The sequence below is a fragment of the Paenibacillus sp. FJAT-27812 genome (assembly GCF_001273905.1).
In the GTDB taxonomy this organism is placed as follows: domain Bacteria; phylum Bacillota; class Bacilli; order Paenibacillales; family Paenibacillaceae; genus Pristimantibacillus.
This window is the reverse complement of sequence record NZ_LIGH01000001.1, coordinates 3,456,877-3,474,840: the sequence shown is the minus strand read 5'-3', so window position 1 is coordinate 3,474,840 and position 17,964 is coordinate 3,456,877. Positions and strand designations below refer to the sequence as shown.

At 45.5% G+C, this 17,964-nt stretch carries 14 protein-coding genes and 2 pseudogenes; 3 read left to right on the top strand and 13 right to left on the bottom strand.

What is annotated here, in order from left to right; genetic code table 11:
- Positions 1-61: 61 nt before the first annotated feature.
- The 4 genes from ADU23_RS14655 to ADU23_RS14640 form a co-directional block, all read right to left on the bottom strand.
- A complete protein-coding gene (locus ADU23_RS14655; protein WP_053374400.1) occupies positions 62-937 on the bottom strand; it encodes a carbohydrate ABC transporter permease in 876 nt (291 codons plus the stop codon).
- Between the two features lie 19 nt (positions 938-956).
- Positions 957-1,931 (bottom strand): ABC transporter permease, encoded by a 975-nt coding sequence (locus tag ADU23_RS14650; RefSeq protein WP_442950608.1) that lies wholly within the window; start codon positions 1,929-1,931, stop codon positions 957-959.
- A 68-nt stretch (positions 1,932-1,999) separates the two neighbouring features.
- On the bottom strand, positions 2,000-3,034 hold the full coding sequence (locus ADU23_RS14645; RefSeq protein ID WP_053374399.1) for an alpha/beta hydrolase family protein: 1,035 nt from the start codon (positions 3,032-3,034) through the stop codon (positions 2,000-2,002).
- A 349-nt stretch (positions 3,035-3,383) separates the two neighbouring features.
- Positions 3,384-3,812 carry a MarR family winged helix-turn-helix transcriptional regulator gene (locus ADU23_RS14640; protein ID WP_053374398.1) on the bottom strand — a complete coding sequence of 143 codons (429 nt, stop codon included), beginning with the start codon at positions 3,810-3,812 and terminating at the stop codon, positions 3,384-3,386.
- A gap of 157 nt (positions 3,813-3,969) precedes the next feature.
- Between ADU23_RS14640 and ADU23_RS14635 the strand changes: the two genes are divergently transcribed.
- Entirely contained in the window at positions 3,970-5,280 is a 1,311-nt protein-coding gene (locus tag ADU23_RS14635) for an amidohydrolase family protein (protein WP_053374397.1), read from the top strand.
- Between the two features lie 358 nt (positions 5,281-5,638).
- Here the strand turns inward: ADU23_RS14635 and ADU23_RS14630 are convergent, their stop codons facing one another.
- The 8 genes and pseudogenes from ADU23_RS14630 to ADU23_RS14595 form a co-directional block, all read right to left on the bottom strand.
- Positions 5,639-6,127 (bottom strand): GNAT family N-acetyltransferase, encoded by a 489-nt coding sequence (locus ADU23_RS14630; RefSeq protein WP_053374396.1) that lies wholly within the window; start codon positions 6,125-6,127, stop codon positions 5,639-5,641.
- A gap of 606 nt (positions 6,128-6,733) precedes the next feature.
- Positions 6,734-6,896, bottom strand: a pseudogene (locus tag ADU23_RS32130) (2OG-Fe(II) oxygenase); the annotation flags it as partial.
- 7 nt (positions 6,897-6,903) lie between these two features.
- The gene (locus tag ADU23_RS14620) at positions 6,904-7,662 is read right to left on the bottom strand and encodes an ABC transporter ATP-binding protein (protein WP_053374394.1); all 759 of its coding nucleotides are present in this window, start codon (positions 7,660-7,662) and stop codon (positions 6,904-6,906) included.
- A 4-nt stretch (positions 7,663-7,666) separates the two neighbouring features.
- A complete protein-coding gene (locus ADU23_RS14615) occupies positions 7,667-9,988 on the bottom strand; it encodes an ABC transporter permease (protein ID WP_053374393.1) in 2,322 nt (773 codons plus the stop codon).
- A 104-nt stretch (positions 9,989-10,092) separates the two neighbouring features.
- Entirely contained in the window at positions 10,093-10,722 is a 630-nt protein-coding gene (locus ADU23_RS14610) for a TetR/AcrR family transcriptional regulator (protein WP_053374392.1), read from the bottom strand.
- Between the two features lie 432 nt (positions 10,723-11,154).
- Entirely contained in the window at positions 11,155-11,685 is a 531-nt protein-coding gene (locus ADU23_RS14605; RefSeq protein WP_231637386.1) for a GNAT family N-acetyltransferase, read from the bottom strand.
- Positions 11,686-11,854: 169 nt separating this feature from the next.
- Positions 11,855-13,093 carry a YbfB/YjiJ family MFS transporter gene (locus ADU23_RS14600; protein WP_053374391.1) on the bottom strand — a complete coding sequence of 413 codons (1,239 nt, stop codon included), beginning with the start codon at positions 13,091-13,093 and terminating at the stop codon, positions 11,855-11,857.
- A 281-nt stretch (positions 13,094-13,374) separates the two neighbouring features.
- Complete coding sequence (locus tag ADU23_RS14595) at positions 13,375-14,460, bottom strand: polysaccharide deacetylase family protein (protein ID WP_053374390.1); 1,086 nt, start codon at positions 14,458-14,460, stop codon at positions 13,375-13,377.
- 129 nt (positions 14,461-14,589) lie between these two features.
- Here ADU23_RS14595 and ADU23_RS14590 point away from each other — a divergent pair, with 129 nt between their 5' ends.
- Positions 14,590-15,492 carry a LysR family transcriptional regulator gene (locus tag ADU23_RS14590; RefSeq protein WP_053374389.1) on the top strand — a complete coding sequence of 301 codons (903 nt, stop codon included), beginning with the start codon at positions 14,590-14,592 and terminating at the stop codon, positions 15,490-15,492.
- 178 nt (positions 15,493-15,670) lie between these two features.
- Here the strand turns inward: ADU23_RS14590 and ADU23_RS14585 are convergent, their stop codons facing one another.
- Positions 15,671-16,351 carry a TetR/AcrR family transcriptional regulator gene (locus ADU23_RS14585; protein WP_053374388.1) on the bottom strand — a complete coding sequence of 227 codons (681 nt, stop codon included), beginning with the start codon at positions 16,349-16,351 and terminating at the stop codon, positions 15,671-15,673.
- A gap of 138 nt (positions 16,352-16,489) precedes the next feature.
- Between ADU23_RS14585 and ADU23_RS14580 the strand changes: the two are divergent.
- Positions 16,490-17,842, top strand: a pseudogene (locus ADU23_RS14580) (MATE family efflux transporter).
- Positions 17,843-17,964: the final 122 nt, after the last annotated feature.

Sequence of the window (17,964 nt, the reverse complement as noted above, 5' to 3'; positions counted from 1 at the left end):
ATATTAAAAGATTATGTGCCTACCGTCACTCTGAAAGAATGTAGCAGAGTGACATTCAGCACTATCCTTTAACCGAACCCAAGAGTACACCCTTCGCAAAATGCTTCTGCAAAAACGGATACACAATTAAAATAGGCAGAGTCGATACCGTAATAACGGCCATCTTAATCGACTGCGGCGGAATGGTGAAGGTATCGTTCACCTGGCTGGAATCGCCGATCCCACCTTCGGACATAATCACGACCTGCCTGAGAATAACCTGAATCGGCCACTTGGCTGTATCATTGATATAAAGAATCGCGGAAAAAAACGAGTTCCAATGACCCACTGCGTAGAACAAGGAAAAGGTCGCAATCGCCGGAAGCGATAGGGGCAACACGATCTTAATCAAAATGATCAGATCATTGCACCCATCAATTTTCGCTGACTCTTCAATGCCTTCCGGCATTTGCTGAAAAAAGTTTTTTAATATAATTAGATTGAAAGCGCTGATTGCTCCCGGCAGCAATAAAGACCAGAGCGAATCTATCAAGCCTAACGACTTAACAACTAGAAAGGTAGGAATCATGCCTCCGCTGAACAGCATCGAGAAGATAACCATCAGCATGACCGACCTGCGCCCTAGCAATTCTCTGCGAGAAAGCGGATAAGCCATTAAAGCGGTAAATAAAATATTGATGAAGGTGCCCGCTAGTGTAATATAAATGGTGTTAAGCAAGCTGCGGACGATTGTGTCCGTGGAGAAAATATAGCTGTACGCCTCCACTGAAAACTTAGTTGGGATTAATACCATACCCTGCTTGGCAAATTGCTCCGGCGAAGCGAACGAGCCAAGCACCATGTATAGAAACGGCAGTACGGTTACGGCTGCGAATAAAAGCAGCAGCGTCAGATTAGCACCATCAAATAACCGTCCACCCCATGATCGGTCTCTCATTTCAATTCATCCTTTCCCCTTAATAAATGCCTTCTTCTCCAGCCTTTTTGGCTAACGCATTGGTAGCGAGCACCAGTACCAAACCGATCACGGATTTAAACAATCCTACTGCTGTGCTGTAGCTGAATTGAGATTGGTTAATCCCCACCGAATACACATAGGTGTCGAAAACCTCCCCTACCTCGCGATTCATTGCGTTAAGCATTAGAATGATCTGCTCAAAACCCGTATCCATAAAATGGCCAAGCCGCAGGATGAACAAAATAATAATCGTGCTGCGTATGGCAGGAAGCGTAATATGCCACAACTGGCGACAGCGCCCCGCACCATCGATTTTGGAAGCCTCATACAGACCGGGATCTACGCCTGCGAGCGCGGCAAGGAAAATAATCGTCCCCCAGCCCGTTTCCTTCCACACTACTTCGCTCATAATCATGGTTCGAAACCAATCGGCGCTAATGAGAAAATTAACGCGTTCCCCGCCCACATTCACGATCATCTCATTCACGATGCCGCCCTCAACCGTAAAGAGCATGTAGAAGATACCGACTACTACGACCCACGAGAAGAAATGCGGGATATAAACCATCGTTTGGATAAATCGTTTCACGGACTCCTTTCGCACCTCATTGAGCATCAAGGCGACGACAATCGGCAGAGGGAAAAAGAAAAACAAATTGTAAAGCGCGAGTATAACCGTATTTTTAAATAGCATCCAGAAGGTTGGCTCGCCAAAAAAACGAGTGAAATGCTTGAGCCCTACCCAATCGCTTTGCCAGAAGCCCAAAAAGGGCTGGTAATTCTTAAAGGCTATCAATACGCCCCACATCGGCAAATACTTGAATAGAATGAAATAAACAATGCCAGGCAGCAGCATAAAATACAGCCATCTGTCACGAGCGATAATTTTACCGATTCGGTTCCTCTTATTCGGCTGCGGCCCAGAACCTATGCTGGCGCCAGCCGTCATGAAGGGTCTTTCCCTCATCTCCATTTAAGTACCTCCATTTCTTTAGCATTCATAGACAAAAGGCTTTCCTAAAAGCCATGCAATCCTGTTCATTAACTTGTTCTGTTATGGCGAACAATCGTATAACCTTCGATTTGTTCACCCGTCACTTTGAATTCATTTTTCTGCAAATCATAGATCACCTGCGCCACCTTATCGAGGGAATTCAAAATGACAGAAAATTCCTTCGTGATCAGATAACCAGCGACAGTAAACACGCCAGTGGCCGGTATTTCGATAGGCACGTTGTACTTCCGGCGATTCTGCTCGCTCAACTCTCTCATCTGCCGCATCTGTTCCTCCGTCGCATTTCCCCAATGCTCTCTCGTCCCGACCCCCTCCAGCTCCAGATAGCTGACACGCTCCTGCTGTCCAAGATCCATCACTCGTTGCATATAGAGATGTGCATGCTGGACAGGGACACGGATATCCGACTCTCCGTGTGCGATGAACAAAGGAGTCAGAACATTGCCTAACAACGCCAAGCCGCTTCGCGATTGATAAGCCTCAACGTTCGTCTGTGGAGGAAAACCGATCCACACATCCAATTCATCGCGAAACTCGCCAATCTCATCCTGCTCGTACCACATCCCATAATCGGTAATGCCGCACATCGCTGTTGCAGCTGAAAAAAAATCAGGAAACTTCCCGATGATCGCATAAGCATTTCCTCCGCCGCCGCTTCCCCCTTCGAAATAAGTAACTTCAGGATTAATGATGCAATCAGCGTAATGCTTCCGTACATAATGAACGGCATCGATCACGTCGAGCAACTCCCAGCCGTTGCAGTCCGGCTCGCCATCAGAAAATGCACGTCCCCGCATATCCACCTCAATGATTAAATAATCACCTTCCTGATGAGGTGTATCCATATAGGTAAAGGCAGGGATGCTCATATGCCAGCCGTGGGTTGTTACACATATAGGGGAGGGCTTTCGCGGCTTCAATATTCTCATCGCGAGGCTTAGCTCCGGGTGAATCGAAGAAGGATAATAAATGAGATCACAATAAGGAGAGTGTTGGTTTACGCGTTGTTCGTCGCTTCTCTTCTGCACTCTGACCCGATCCTCGTATTTCTCGTAATTCATAGAGCATAGCCTCCTGTGCCAGTGTAATCGCTTGACTACACCGAGCTTACTGGGCATCCCTAAGTGCCGTCTACAATCATTACCGAGCAACATACCTGAATACGCCAAATAATCTTTAGCGAGTGAGTGAATAATCATTAGCGTGTAAAGGAACGGATCGAAGAACATGCAAAGAGCCCTCCTGCAAATACAGGAGGGCTCAAGCTGTCGAGAAAGTGATATGCTACCCAAAGAGTAGACAGGCGAAATAATAAAAACCTTCCGCTTCTTCTGGAAATTTCCTTTTATGGCTCTTTTCGATAAATCCTTTGAGTTTATTCTTGGATTGACGTTACAATTTTTTCTTCCATTATAAGCGTTCATTAATTTTGATCAACATTTCCTTTAAGACTTGCTTTTCCTCGTCGGTAAGGACTTGAACGATTTCTTCCTCCACCTTTTGGAATGAGTCTTGAAAGTCTTCAATCAGTTCAATCGCTTTTGGCAATACATATATATTTTTTTGCCGTTCATTATTGGCCGGGATTTTTCGCTCGATGAACCCTTTTTGCTCTAGACCTTGAAGCATGCTTGTAATGCTGGCCCCACGTAAATGAAACCGATCTGCAAGGTCCTTTTGAATAATATGATTATTTTGGTTCTGGTAAATATAATCGATTACTTTTCCTTGTTGAGCGTTTAACCCCAGCTCTTTTATACTCTCGTCCGCTCTTTTCTTTAACTTAAGACCGATAATCTGAAACAAATCCAGATAAGGCGTATCCTTTCGGGATTGCATGATCGTCCCCCCTGCGATTGTTAGGAATCTAACTGTAAGTAACTAAACTATACAGTGATCCTATAGGGTTGTCAAACGAATATTAGTTTATTGACAGTTAGATAACTAACAGTTATACTTCGAACTGTTGGACAACAAACACTTGGGAGGAATTCAAATGGAGAAGGTAACTCAACATGCTGCGTTAGAACAAGTTACGGCGATTACAAATGTACGTATCTTTGATGGAGATCAAATTATTGCGCCCAGACATGTTGTCATTAAAGGGGAGTCCATTATTTCAGTGGGCGGAGACCTTCCGGCCGATGCAACGATTATCGATGGAGAAAATGCGACACTAATGCCGGGTCTCATAGATGCACATGTCCACACCTCAATCGGCGGATTACGAGATGCCTTAAAATTCGGCGTTACAACAGAACTCGAAATGAACGGCGATTTTACTAAAAGAGGGCGCGAGATTCAGTTGAAAAATGTGAATGGTGTCGCAGACGTCCGTTCTGCAGGCACAGCGATCACAGCTCCGGGCGGACACCCAGATGAATTACTGCCGGATGGAGATGAAATACCGGAATTCGTATTAAAGGAACTAGAGAAGTTATCGGAGGAAGACCGGGAAGCGATGTTGGCTGCATACGCTCACGATCACGAAGAAATACCGCAAGTGACGACGGTGGAAGAAGCGATTAAACATGTGCATACCCAAGTAGATAATGGAGCCGACTATATTAAGATCATGATTGAAGAAGGAACGGTTATGGGTGCACCTGGCCTGCCTGTACTAAGCGACGAGATTCTAAAAACAGCCGTGACAGAAGCCCACAAGTTCGATAAACTGGTCATCGCCCACGTTTTGACGGCTCTTTCATCGCAAGAAGCCATCGATTTAGGAGTCGACGGTTTGGGCCACTTGTTTATCGACAGACCCGAGTACACGTCCGAGTTAGTGAAATCCATAGCGGGTTCAGGCGCTTTTGTTACACCGTGCTTGGTGTTGAATTCATCGATTATTGGAAATCCGGCATCGGAATTGGCGAATGATCCGCGTGTTCATTCCAAATTAAGTCCGGATTGGATCGATATTTTGAACTCAAGCTTCAATACGTTTCCGCAAGGCAATATGGAGAACAGCTTTAAGAATGTGATGGACCTTCACCGTGCCGGAGTTGATATTCTGGTAGGGACGGATGTTGCGCCGGTTCCCGTTCCGAATCTTGGTGGCCTTGCTCATGGAGCCAGCGTCCATCATGAAATGCAATTGCTGGTGAAGGCAGGGTTCACTCCGATAGAAGCGCTTCAGTCGGCTACTACCAAACCGGCCCGTTGCTTTGGTCTTCACGATCGCGGCCGTATTACCGAAGGTGCGCGCGCTGACCTTATACTAGTAGACGGTGATCCGACATCCAACATCTCAGATACCTTGTCGATCAAATCCGTGTGGTTCAAAGGTGTGCAACAACTATGTTAATCAGAGTCGATATCCCCGTACAATGTCGTCAGAGCGATTGCATACGCCATTAACGAACCAGACGATGCCAGTGTAAACGAAATAATTATCTATCCGCCCCTACAAACCATATAAAACATTGACCGCCCTCGACATGCTAAGCGAATGAAGATGGCGGTTATTTCCGGTCTGCGTACCTGGTCTGCATGTTTTCCTATGCTTTTTTAACGTTACTTGTGATACATCTCTCAGCGAATAATCTTAAACTATCCAGCCCGTAGCTCAACAAAAAGGCAGCCGATCGTATTGGACGGCTGCCGCAGTGTTGTTATTCAGCTATCATTACCCGTTAGGATTCCTGTAGAGCGTTAATTTTGTACTATCCCAAAAACGATAAGTCTTTTATAAACCAAGCGTCTGTAGCATTATGCTCTGAACCATCTAATGGTCTTTCAAGTTGCCGGAAACCCAATTTGATGTAAAGGAGATTTGCTGCTTGAAGTTTCTTCAATGTTTCTAAGTAACAGTGTGTATAGTGTTTCTTGGCGAAGTCGAGTGCTACTTTCATAAGATCATTCGACAGACCCACGCCTTGAGCTTCGGGTGTGATGTATAGCTTTTGCAACTCGCAAATTCCCGATTCCTGCCCAAACGGTGCAATCCCCACACCGCCTACCACTTCATTTTGTTCATTCACTGCAACCCAATACTTTGCATTTGATTGTTCCTTGTAATATTGTGCCATACTGTTGAGTTGAGGGTCAAAATATGCTGTTCCCGGAATGTTTAGGTTAAATGATTCCAATGAGCGTTTAATAATTCGCTCTATTGTTTGATTGTCCTTTTCTTCAATTTCACGAATTTGCATTGTTTCATTCCCCAATATCAAAGTAATTATAATTTATTAACTCTAATATTATTAGCCAAATAATTCAATTTCAAGTATCCTCCCTCTATGGAGAATTGCTTATCTCTTAAATACTCACGTTTTCTTATAATATTGCCCTAGTTTGTTTATTGCAGATAGCGTTTCAGTGGAACGATGTTGTAGATGAATAAATTCATGGGACCGGTTAAAGTGCAAAAAAGTCTCCACATAGGCTCATGGCGGTCAACCCTCCCACATTCCTTCATTCAACCTGTCCATGAGGTGGAAGTCAGATATGCTGCCCGGCAGGATCTTCATCCGTATGGATCATCGAGGGATATCCTGCATCATTTTTTTCTTCCTTGAACTCATGTCCTTTTTTCAATATGCCGAAAAGAATGCGAATGAGTTTGTCACACAATGTCGATTAGAGACTGCATCTTTTTCAACGGATTCGACCAGTGGCATCATCATTGGGATTTGCATGTTCGAATTTGTTTTGAATCCATTCGTACTGGGTCAGCAGCAATTCAAGCTCCATTTTAGCCAACTCTGCACCTTGTTGGATATCAACAGAACGACTAGCCGCTGCCTTGATTGTTATTAAAATTCGAAGCAGACGGCCGTGCCTTTATTTAGGTCTAACAGAGAAATTAAGCATGGGGAACGCCGTTTCTCCGACTTCCTCTACATCATTCAAATACATCACAAACGTACTAATTCAATTGTTCGCACTTGCTCGACTCGTTTCAGCGAAGAAATCAAAATGAGGCAAATCATATTCCTATTTCCCACATTTCCGCTGCAACTTTCTCGACCCTGCCATCCATATCTGTCCCGTCAAACTTTGAAAGCTTCAGTTCGCTTACGATTTTTCCGTCGCGCATAAACATAATGCGCTCCGTCCGCGCTGCAACCTTTGCATCGTGAGTTACAAGCATAACCGCAGTACCATCCGCGTTAATTTCAGAAAATATATCCATAATCTTCTCCGCAGATTTTGAGTTGAGCGCACCCGTCGGCTCGTCGCCGAAAATGATTTTCGGGCTGTTCATAAGCGAGCGGCATATTCCCGCACGTTGAAGCTGACCTCCCGAAACCTGTGTCATGTCTCGCTTTTCAAGCTCTTCAATGCCAACCCTTTTCATAAGCGCTCTTGCCTTCTCCGATATTTTTTCGACGTTTTTTCTGTTATCGCGCATTGATGGAAGAATGATATTGTCGAGAATATTCAGATTTTTCAGCATAGTCGGCTGTTGAAAAACAAATCCCATCTTTGTCCTACGTATATCTGAAAGCTCATTCTCAGAGGTCGCCGATAATTCCCCGCCGTCAAAAACGACCTTTCCTCCGTCAACTTTGTCCATTCCGCTCAACGCAAACAGCAGCGTCGATTTTCCCGATCCAGAAGGTCCCATAACCGCTACAAACTCGCCCTCGTTTATTTCAACGGACACTTCATCAAGAACATTACGCTGTTCATCTCCCGCACCGAAAGACTTTACTATTTGATCACCGATAATAATCTTCTTCATAGGTCTACTCCTTTATATTTTCGGATATTTTTATTAGTCCCGCGCCCGATGTACCGATCTTTGTTGCGATAAGTACCGCGCATATCATCATTAGCGGACTAAACAGATACGCCGAAAGAGGATTTACCGCAAAATTAAACGTCGACGCTCCAAACGAAGAAATAACCAAACCCGCAAGCTTCTCTCCAAGAGTGTTTGCCAGAAGCGTGCCGAGAACTATTCCCGCAATCAAAACGAATACCGTACGCGAAACATACTGAGCTTTAATATCCGAGTTTGTAAAACCGAACGCTTTCATTACGGCAATAGAATATCGGTCCTTTGCCACAAGCATTTTCATAAATAACAATGTAACTAGTGCCGTTATAGACAGCGCAACGGCGACTGCGGCGTAGGAACCCATTTCGACGGAGCTTATTGTCGAGCCGAGGGTCTGTGTAACAAATTCATCAATGTCTGAAGTCTTTGCAAAATCAAACTTGTCTGCATATTCCGCATACTTCGCGTCAATAAAGGCTTTGTCCGAAAGCTCAGCACTAATAATGCTCCACATAATGCCCGCCGAATTGTCGGTGAATACGGCTTTGGCGGTTTTGCCGCCGTTGGTAATGTCGGAATAAATTCCGCTTACCGTAAGTTCTTTCTCCCGTCCATCAATCACCAGCGTATTGACATCGCCGACCTTTTTGCCCATCTCATTGGCATATATAGTTGAAAGAGCAATTTCGTCATCTGCGGCGGGGGCTTTTCCCTCAGAATATTCGATAGGAAATATGGAATGGTCGCCTAGTTCAATTTTAATATTTTCCTCTGATCCGTCTTCCATTTTTGCCTTGAATGTTTTTGTTGTAAGGACAGCAACCTTTGAAATAGCTTGATCGCTTTTCACCGTCTCCACGACTTCAGCGACTTTTTCAGAGCTATTGTCGATATTGCCAGACAACTGTATGCGCAGATCGTAGTTTCCAATCCCCATATAACTGATGAAGCTTTTTGAGGAAATCGTATTGTATAGGTTCAGCGGAACGATCATGATAAAAGCCGAAATCACCAGCACAGCTAGCATTGTGGCGTAAAGTCTTTTCCTTGAGAGAACATCTTTGATACCGAGAAAAACATTCGTGTTAAACAGCTTGTTTCCGTTCAGGGTAAAACGATTAGCACCTGTGTTTTGCTCCTGAGATTTGCCGAAGCGTATGGCTTCCGCGGCTGAAATTTTCCGAAATCGTTTCAGCACTCCGTTCACATAGACCATAATGGCAAGGAATACTAGCAATATGCCGATGATCCCTAAGACATAAGCAAAAGAAGAATTTTCGCTTTCCCCCATATAAAGCCGTATATTTTTAAGAAGCATGCCATTAAAAACAAATGAAAGAGCAAAACCGAGAATAGAGCCTGCCGCCGCAATTGCCGCGTATTTCGCTATATAAATCTTCTTGATGTCGGAGACACGCAGCCCTATAGCTTTCATAACACCAATTTCTCGATAATCGTCTTCGATTTTCGCAAGGAGCGTAAAGCGTATGCACATGAACGCGATGGCAACGACAAGCAGGCTTACCAGCAGAATAACCCCAATCATCATCCCGTCGGAAATTGCATTCATCATTCTAAATAGCGCATATGTAACCGTTGGACCGTTCATTTCAAGTTTTGCAGAGGCATATGCGGTTTCAAATGCACTTAACGCCGACATATCCTTGAGTCTGAACTCAATCAGATACTCTGTATTTCCAAGGCTTTTTATTTCCTTATAGTCATTGCTGCTTACAAGAAATCGCTTAGAGGCGGAAAGCGATGAATTCATTGTCGAATCGCGGAGAAATCCTTCAACGGTAAATTCTTTTCCGCTTATTACGGCCTTGTCACCGATCTTTGCAGTGTTATCCTTCATATAGCTTACCGGAACATAAATCTCTCCGTTAGATACGTTGATGACGTTTCCGTCCAAATCAAGAAGATAATCGAATTTTTCGCTCTGTACGCTTAAACCGTTGTCCTGAACGCTGTTCGCAAGCGAATTATCGCCCAATATAATCTCCGATCCGTCAATGTTCAGAAATTCCACCACTTGAAATTCATCGACGCTGCTGTTTTGTTCCGCAAAAGCCGAAAGCCGCGCAGTATCAATCTCACCCGAATGCATCTGCATAAAATGTGGCGTTTTCGCTTGTGTCATTAGCGTATCCAGCGCGCCAGAAAGATTAACGACGAGTATCGCCGCGAGTGAAACAAGCATAGCTGAGGCAGCGACGAATATCATTGTTGTCAACGTTATCGCTTTGCTCTTTAAAATGTCATTGCGGATTATTCTGTTAAACATAAGTCACCTCTGTTTTTGAATAAGAAAATCCAGCTTTAGCCAAGCACCAATGGTGCCCTTCCGACTATAGAAGAAAATATTTCACGAATTATTCTTTGCTTCCTCTATCCACTGCCAAACATCTGCATTACGTCTACAAGGCTTCCGCTATTGACACCAAGCAACCTCTCTACATTGAAAACAAAAGCTTGTATGCGTGAAGCGCGCTCCTCGTTCGTCATTTGAACCATATCATCATCAAAAACGGTATTCGCATAGATCACAACCATTTCCATGCATTCATACGGGTACGGCGTGTTGAATATTCCCTGCTGGATACCCTCGTTGATGATTCCCGTCAGTATCGGCGTAACGCCATTGATGATGACCTTTTCTATTTTCTGATGCATAAGTGCGTTCTGCGGCTTATGAATATGTTCCATAATATCCTTGCTGCTCCCGCCACTTAAGTTCAGTGCCATAACAACGCGGATAATACGCTCGACTACAGGTATGCACTTGTCTGCTGCAATTTCCTGCGCTGTGCCTAAAAGTCGGACGCTATACCGCTCAATCAGCGCGTCCATAATATCCTCCTTCGACTTGAAGTGATGATATAATGTTCCTCGCGCAATTCCGACCTTTTCGAGAATATCGTTTGTACTTGTGCCGTCAAAGCCCTTCTGACCAAAAAGCTCATCGGCTGCGTCAATTATTTCGTTCCTGCGCTCTTCAGCTTCTTTTACAACTCTCATCTTTGCACCTCCTTCACAAACAGACCGACTGTCTGTCTATCTAATTTTCTAATCATATCACGTTATTCTATCATGTTGTCAAGAAGTCGATTTTAATATCATCAAAGGCAGTAAACAGAATAAAAAATGACTAATAAAAAAGGGCTTCCGCCCAAGTTTATTAGTCTATTCATGAAAAATGAGAATAAAAAAGAAAACATGGTTATTTCTTTGAATAAGTCAATAATTTGGATGGACCTTTGAAGATTGGCTTCAGCACCAAGCTAGGCATTGGTTCATGATAATGAGCGCTTCATTCGAGCTCAAAACTCAAAACATTTGAGGAAATGCGTATCCTTTGTACGTTTTCGAGACACTTGAAGGAATTGTCAGATCGAGGTCCAAGTAGGTGGTTAGTATGAACACCTAAATAGGTCGAAGCCCAATCACGCACTAGAGACGAGGTACCGTGCTATCAGCTTTCTCAATAGAATATATCGCTTGTTCAGCTCCGAATCTTTGTACTTTCCGTTCTAATTTCATTCCAATCCGCTCTAGAAGTCTGCAAGATGAAGCATTGGCAGTCTGTGTCTCTGCTAGCACCCTTGATATTTCCAGATCATTAAATGCGAAATCAATTACTTGACTGAGTATCTCAGTTGCATATCCAGCCCTCCACCAAGTGGGGAGAAGCTCATAAGATACCTCTATGCCACCATCTACATGTTTGTCTAAAGAGATTAAACCAATAAACTGGTTATTCATTTTCAACCGAACAACCCAAAAGTGAGATTCTATCTGGGAACGATTCAAGGTCTCTATAAACTTGGTTCGCGTATGTTCTTCGGGAATCACACCGCCTAAATATCTTCTGACCAAATCATTTACAAATATTTTTTTAACGTCTTCAAAATCATCAATCTTTATCTTAGCAAGAATGCATCTTTCCGTTTCAATAATAATCCCCCCGTTCTTGTGTTCCATTGAGAAAAAGTGTCCCGTTAGTTCAACAGGCATCCGAATGATCTTAACGGCTGCTATCCGTTATCCATAAAATTGAATTGGGAGAGGATGATTGATCCATTTTCAATCATCTCTTTTCAACAAATCTTAAACCCACCCACACGGGGACAGCTATCGTCGCTAACTATTTTTAACCGCTGATAGTCAAATCACGGATCTCAAGCTTTCGTTGCTGTTGTCCATAAAGACCAGCCAACGCAGCGGCAATCGCCATAAATATTGCGCTGGATGCCACGCCGAATTGCAAGCCGTACCGTTCGACCACCACGCCTCCAGCGACGGGACCGATAATCTGTCCAGAGGCAAAAAAGGCAGTGGCTATGCTAAGACATGCCGCATACGCGTGATGAGGGACATGACGACGAAGAAGCGCAGTCGTCATCAGCGGCGGGGTAATAAAGGAAACCAGTCCAATCGTGGCGGCTCCGAACACAGTAAATAACATATTATTGGTGATTACCCCACTCACACCGATCGTCCCCAAGGTTAACCCCGATGCAAGCGTATACCCGCTCGGCCATCGGTCAATGGCTTTGCCTCCGATCCATCCGTTAAACAAACCCGCAAATCCGATTCCGGACCATATCAACCCGGCATAGAGCGATGGAATGCCTTTGCTCACCAGATAAGGAATCAAATACGTGAAATAGATGATGTATCCTGAGCCGAAGAAGAAATAAGAAGCGATTAGGAACAAGAGCCTCTTCGGGCTCAACAGGAGACGATACACATTTTCGCTTTCTTTGTCCCATGGCTTCGATTCGGTTTGCGAGTGTATTTTTTCGGCTCCCCTTTTTCTGGTGACGACCTCGAAACCGATCGCGGCAATTACCCCGAATACGCCCATGGCCACCCAAGCATACCGCCATCCCTGCAAGTGTGACGGATCTATGGTCAAGGGGGCGAATAAACCCGTCACTAGAATGCCGGCAGATCCACCCAGCCATATAAGACCCGATGCCGCTCCTCGTTCCGCCGGTCGAACGGCATCCAATGCAATGGACAGAACTAACACTGTAGCGAAGGCCGATAACAATCCAATTGCGAACCGCCAAAGCCCAAGTTGGGCGAAATGATCACTAAATGCCGAGCCGATTAAAGTCAATCCGAGCAATAAGCAAGACACCCGATTAATGACATGTTTGCGGTCTGAAAACAGCGAGATCAAAGGAGAAAGACACAATGTCCCGACCAAATAGCCGATAAAGTTGACTGTGCCCAATATACCCAACTGTCCGTAGCTCCCCCCGATCTCCCTCTGAATCCCAGGCAAGAACATGCCGTAGGAGAGCCGGGAAAAACCGAGTATGACGACAAACAAAAACGATGCCCATAGAGTAATCCAATTAAATGCGGATTTTGTACCCATATGCCCCATCTTCCCCCAAAATTAGCGGACTTTAATAAGATAATGTTCTAGTCACCCAACATCTGATGATAATTATTGAAGCTTCAAGATTCATTTTAATTTCTATCGCTGCGATCTGGCCGATCGCACCTCCACTTGTTGGTTATGCCTAACAAATGAAACGTAGTTTATTAAAAGGACGGTCTATTTATATAGCTCACTCCATTTACGCGACTCTCTGGCGAACCTGAGTCATATCATTGTGGTTGTGCTGTATGGGATATATGTCTTCTACTTAGTGGCTATCCTTCTTGCAAAACAATCTCCGCTTCGAAGCCCAGCTGTTCACACAGCTTGTGAATACGGCGCATGTCCTGTGTGCTGGCAATCCACTCGCAACCCAAGGTTGCTGCCTCGTGAGCCGCCCATTGCAGGATATATACCAAGGCATCCGCATGGGCTTCCTTCGTAGCGAAGTCATCCAGCACCAGCGCGCCGCCGCGGACGGAAGCACGCACGTATGCCCAGTGCTGGTCGGCAAAGCTGCGGGCGACAAAACGCGTTTCGCCATCCGACTCGACCTGCATTGAGAGCGCTTGCAGCCATTTTCTATAGGCGCCGGACCCTGTCGGGGCTTTCGGGTTCCCCCATTCAAGCGAATCGGCGGCCAGCTTCCGCAATTCATCTTCCCCAGCTACACTTTCCCACTGCTCACTATGGAAAGAACCTTGGAGGGTCGGTTTGAAGCGGACTTGCCAGCTGCGTTTGCCTGTTGAGATGCCATCAGCATGAAGCAGTTCCGATATGGGAACCACGGCAAGACCTTTGGCTTGAGTATGGTGTACAAGAGATTTTACGGCCTGCGGCGTCTCTTTGGCGATTTCATTGGCATGAAACATAAAAATCGACCCATTGACCAGCTTAGGGATCACCCGCTCCACAATCTGCGCGCTTGGCGGTCCCGGCCAGTCGACAGTATCCTCCCCCTCGATGTGCAGATAGTTCCACTCCCTGAGCCATTCCAAATTCTCCTCCCGATAAGAGGCGTAAGGAAAACGCATGAAGGTCGGAACCGGCCTTCCCGTAGCTTCTTGAAAAGCGAGCTCAGCCAGCTTCAGCTCTTCGAAGAATATGGCTTTGGGCACATCTGCCATTCTGCGGTGATGGTAGGTATGCGTTGTGAGCTCATGGCCCCTGGCTAGCATTTCTCTTGCTTTCGCCGGGTAACGATCGAACCACTCACCCGTAAAAAAAAACGTCCCGCGCGCGCCTCCCTGCTCCAAGGCATCCAGCCATGCGTCAACAGGAATCCGCATCGGGCCGTCATCAAACGTAAAGGCACAGTGGGATACCGCTGGATTGCCGCGAGTAATTACCGAGTTTGTCATCATAAATCCCCCTTCTGTGGTATCCTTTCACCATGATACCGTTGACCCTATTGTAAAATCCGGGGAATGTTTTGTAAAATTGAATTATATGAACAAATAGTTCGAATAACTTAAACAAAGGTGATGACAATGGATCTTCGAGCTTTAAAAACCTTCGAGGCTTGCGTGCGTCTTGGACATTTTCTGAAAGCCGCCGAGGAACTCCAATATGCTCCCTCTACGGTAACCCTTCAGATTCAGCGTCTCGAAGCTGATCTGGGCGTTTCTTTATTCGTGCGCGACGGAAAACGCATGATCGTGACCGAAGCCGGCCGATGGCTCCATCATGAGGCCTCGGCTTTACTGAAGTCGATCGGAACCATGAGGCAGACCGTCTCGGATATTGCTGTGGGAGATAACGGCTCGGTGCGGTTTGCCGCTATCGAGCCCGTCGCAAGCCAGCAGATAGCGACCGTTATAGCTGACTTTTGCAAGACTCGACCGAAAGTGGAGTTAACCATGGAAGTAAGCGGCAGCAGAGCGATTGCGGAGAGGGTTCGGGCCGGCGAACTGGAATTCGGCGTTTGCTCGGCTCCCCCTTCGAGGCTCATGCTGGAGTTTGAGCCACTGATCGAGGAAAGATTAGGGGTCATGTTAAACATAAATCACCCATTAGCCGATCGAGATAGCATCATGGCGAGCGACCTCGAGGGGCTAACCGTTCTAGTCAAAGAACCGACTTGTATCTATCGAGAGCTTTGGGAAACAGCGATTTATCCAACTGGACGAAACCTGTTCTCTTGTATGGAGGTTGGAAGTTTCTTTGTCATTCAACAAATGGTTAAGGCAGAGTTCGGCATCGGGATTGTTCCGATTTACAGCGGCCTGGAACAGGAAGGCTCCTTGGTCATAAGACCTATAGCCGATTTGAATCCTGTCATCACGATAGGCATCGCTTATAAAGACAAAAACTTCCTAGGCAAGGCAGCATTATTGTTAATGGAAGCAATTAAGGGCATCGGTGAACCCAACCCTACGCTACCAAGTGCATGAGTAAGGACTCTAGCCCTGTTAAGCTATTCGCAAGATTCATTGAAAAGGAAAAAAGCCCTTACTGGACAATGCGATGGCGTGTTAGTTTTTCAATACGCACATCATAGGATTGAATGGTTGGAGAATACTACTTCCCCTGTAAACGGTCGTAATGACCAGCCTATTAGCAAGGATTAAGTTACTTCTCCTGCTCCTTTATCACTTGCTCAATCCCCAACAGAATCAGCTTCAATCCGAACTCAAACGCTCCGTCGGTCCCCATCAGCTCGAATAGCCCGTTCGTGAACATCCTCCGGAATAGTCCCGCTTCCGTCTCGCTCATGGTGTCCAGAAGGCGAATCATCTCCTCACCCGGAAGAGCTTCCTGGTCCTTAAAGATGGCGGAGACATTGCGCTCATGCTGATAATCGTCCAGAACGAAGTAGAAGACATAGTTCACAAGTGTAGTAACAACTTGCATTTTCTCCTCTTGCTCAAGCGGCGTCGATTCCACGCAGAGCAGCATACGGTTGGTGAACCGGATGATGTCCGGTTCGTGGGGCAGTGTCATCATCATGAGCTGCGTGGAGCAGGGATACCGGCTGAGAACACTCCGTACCGTTACCGCAAGCCCCGTCAGCTGCTCCTTCCAGTCGCCCTCGGAGTGGAACTCCTCCAGAATCATTTTCGATACCTGGTTGGCGAGACGTTGATAGAGATTCTGCTTGCTCTTGAAGTACCAGTACAAAGAGGGAGCCTGAATCCCCAGTCGGTCGGCCAATCGTCTCATGCTGAATTTCTCGATGCCCTCCTCCCCCAGAAGCTCCCACGAGGCTTCCAAAATCTTATCCTCCGAAATTTGAGGCTGCTGCTTTTTCATCGGTATCCGTCCTTTTATCTAACAGTGTAAGTTTATGCTTTACAGGTTCATAGGTTCATGATATCATCTAACACTGTAAGGTTCAACCTAACACCGTTAGACTGAAGACCAAAATAAATAAAGAAAGTGGTGACCCGTATGGATGCAGAAAATCTCCATTACTTTGAAAAAGCACCGGTCGCAAAAGCCGTAGCTCACTTCGCTGTACCGATGATGCTAGGCACGTCAATGAGTGTCATATATTCCATCTTGAATGCCTATTTCCTTGGTACACTTCACAATACTGCCATGTTAACCGCACTCGCGTTAACCTTGCCTTTATTCGCGGTGATTATGGCGTTAGGCAACTTGATTGGTATCGGTAGCGGTACATTCATCTCCCGTTTGCTGGGAGAGAAAAAATATGATGATCTAAAGCATGTGTCTTCATTCGCCTTTTACAGCAGTTTAGTTCTCGGTCTTATCGTGATGGCCGTTGGCCTCCCGTTGATCAATCCAATCGTTCAAGGCCTAGGAGCAACGACTGAATCCTTCGGATTCACGAAGGATTATGTCACGATTATGCTTATTGGTTCACCATTCGTCGTATTATTCTTCACGCTGGAGAATATCGTGCGCTCGGAGGGTGCAGCAATCACGTCGATGATTGGTATGATTCTCAGTGTTGTCGTAAATATTATTCTCGATGCGCTAGTCATCTTCGTCTTCCATTGGGGCGTGAACGGCGTTGCATCTGCTACGGTCATCTCTAACGTGGTTGCAAGTGCATTCTACGCCTTCCATATAGGATATAAGAGCCAATTCTTAACCGTCTCCGTAAAATGGTTCAAGGCTTCCAAGGACATTCTAAGCCATATATTCAAAATTGGAGTTCCCGTCTTTGTTATGAGTATCTTCTTGGGTGCAATGTCGCTCATCTTTAACCATTTTCTTGTCGAATATGGAGATCAGGCCATAGCAGGGTTCGGAATATCATCACGTTTACTACAATTTCCTGAGTTTATTCTGATGGGCTTATGCGAGGGAGTCGTTCCGTTGATTGCCTTTTCTTTTACAGCGAATAAATTACGCATGAAGCATACCATTGGATTCACGATCAAAGCGATTGTGGTGTAAGCAATCGTGTTCGGCGTTATCGTCTATCTGATTTCCGACCATTTAATTGGTTTATTTACGAATGATCCGCAATTAATTGAAATGGGCAGCTACATTCTACATGTGACGTTCTTATCCTTGTTCATTACAGGAATGACCTCGTTGTTTACGGGGATCTTTCAAGCAACCGCGCAAGGAACCGCCGCGTTTATTATGTCAGTTATTCAAGGAATTACTCTAATTCCTGTGTTGTATATCGCCAATCGAATGAACGGCTTCCACGGGGTAGTCTGGTCGATCGTCATTTCGGATGCCGTCGCGTTCCTTGTTGGCGCCATCATGCTGTATGTTCTTCGGAAAAAATTGCAGCCGGATTTGGATAATTTAGTACAGTAAAAAACATATAATACGAAAGAAGGCAGGATAAGGGCACTCCCCGATCCTGCCTTTTATATGTGATACGGTTCTCCGCGCTGCCTGTAACGGCTAGTATGTAAAATGACCACCCCGCTAAAAGG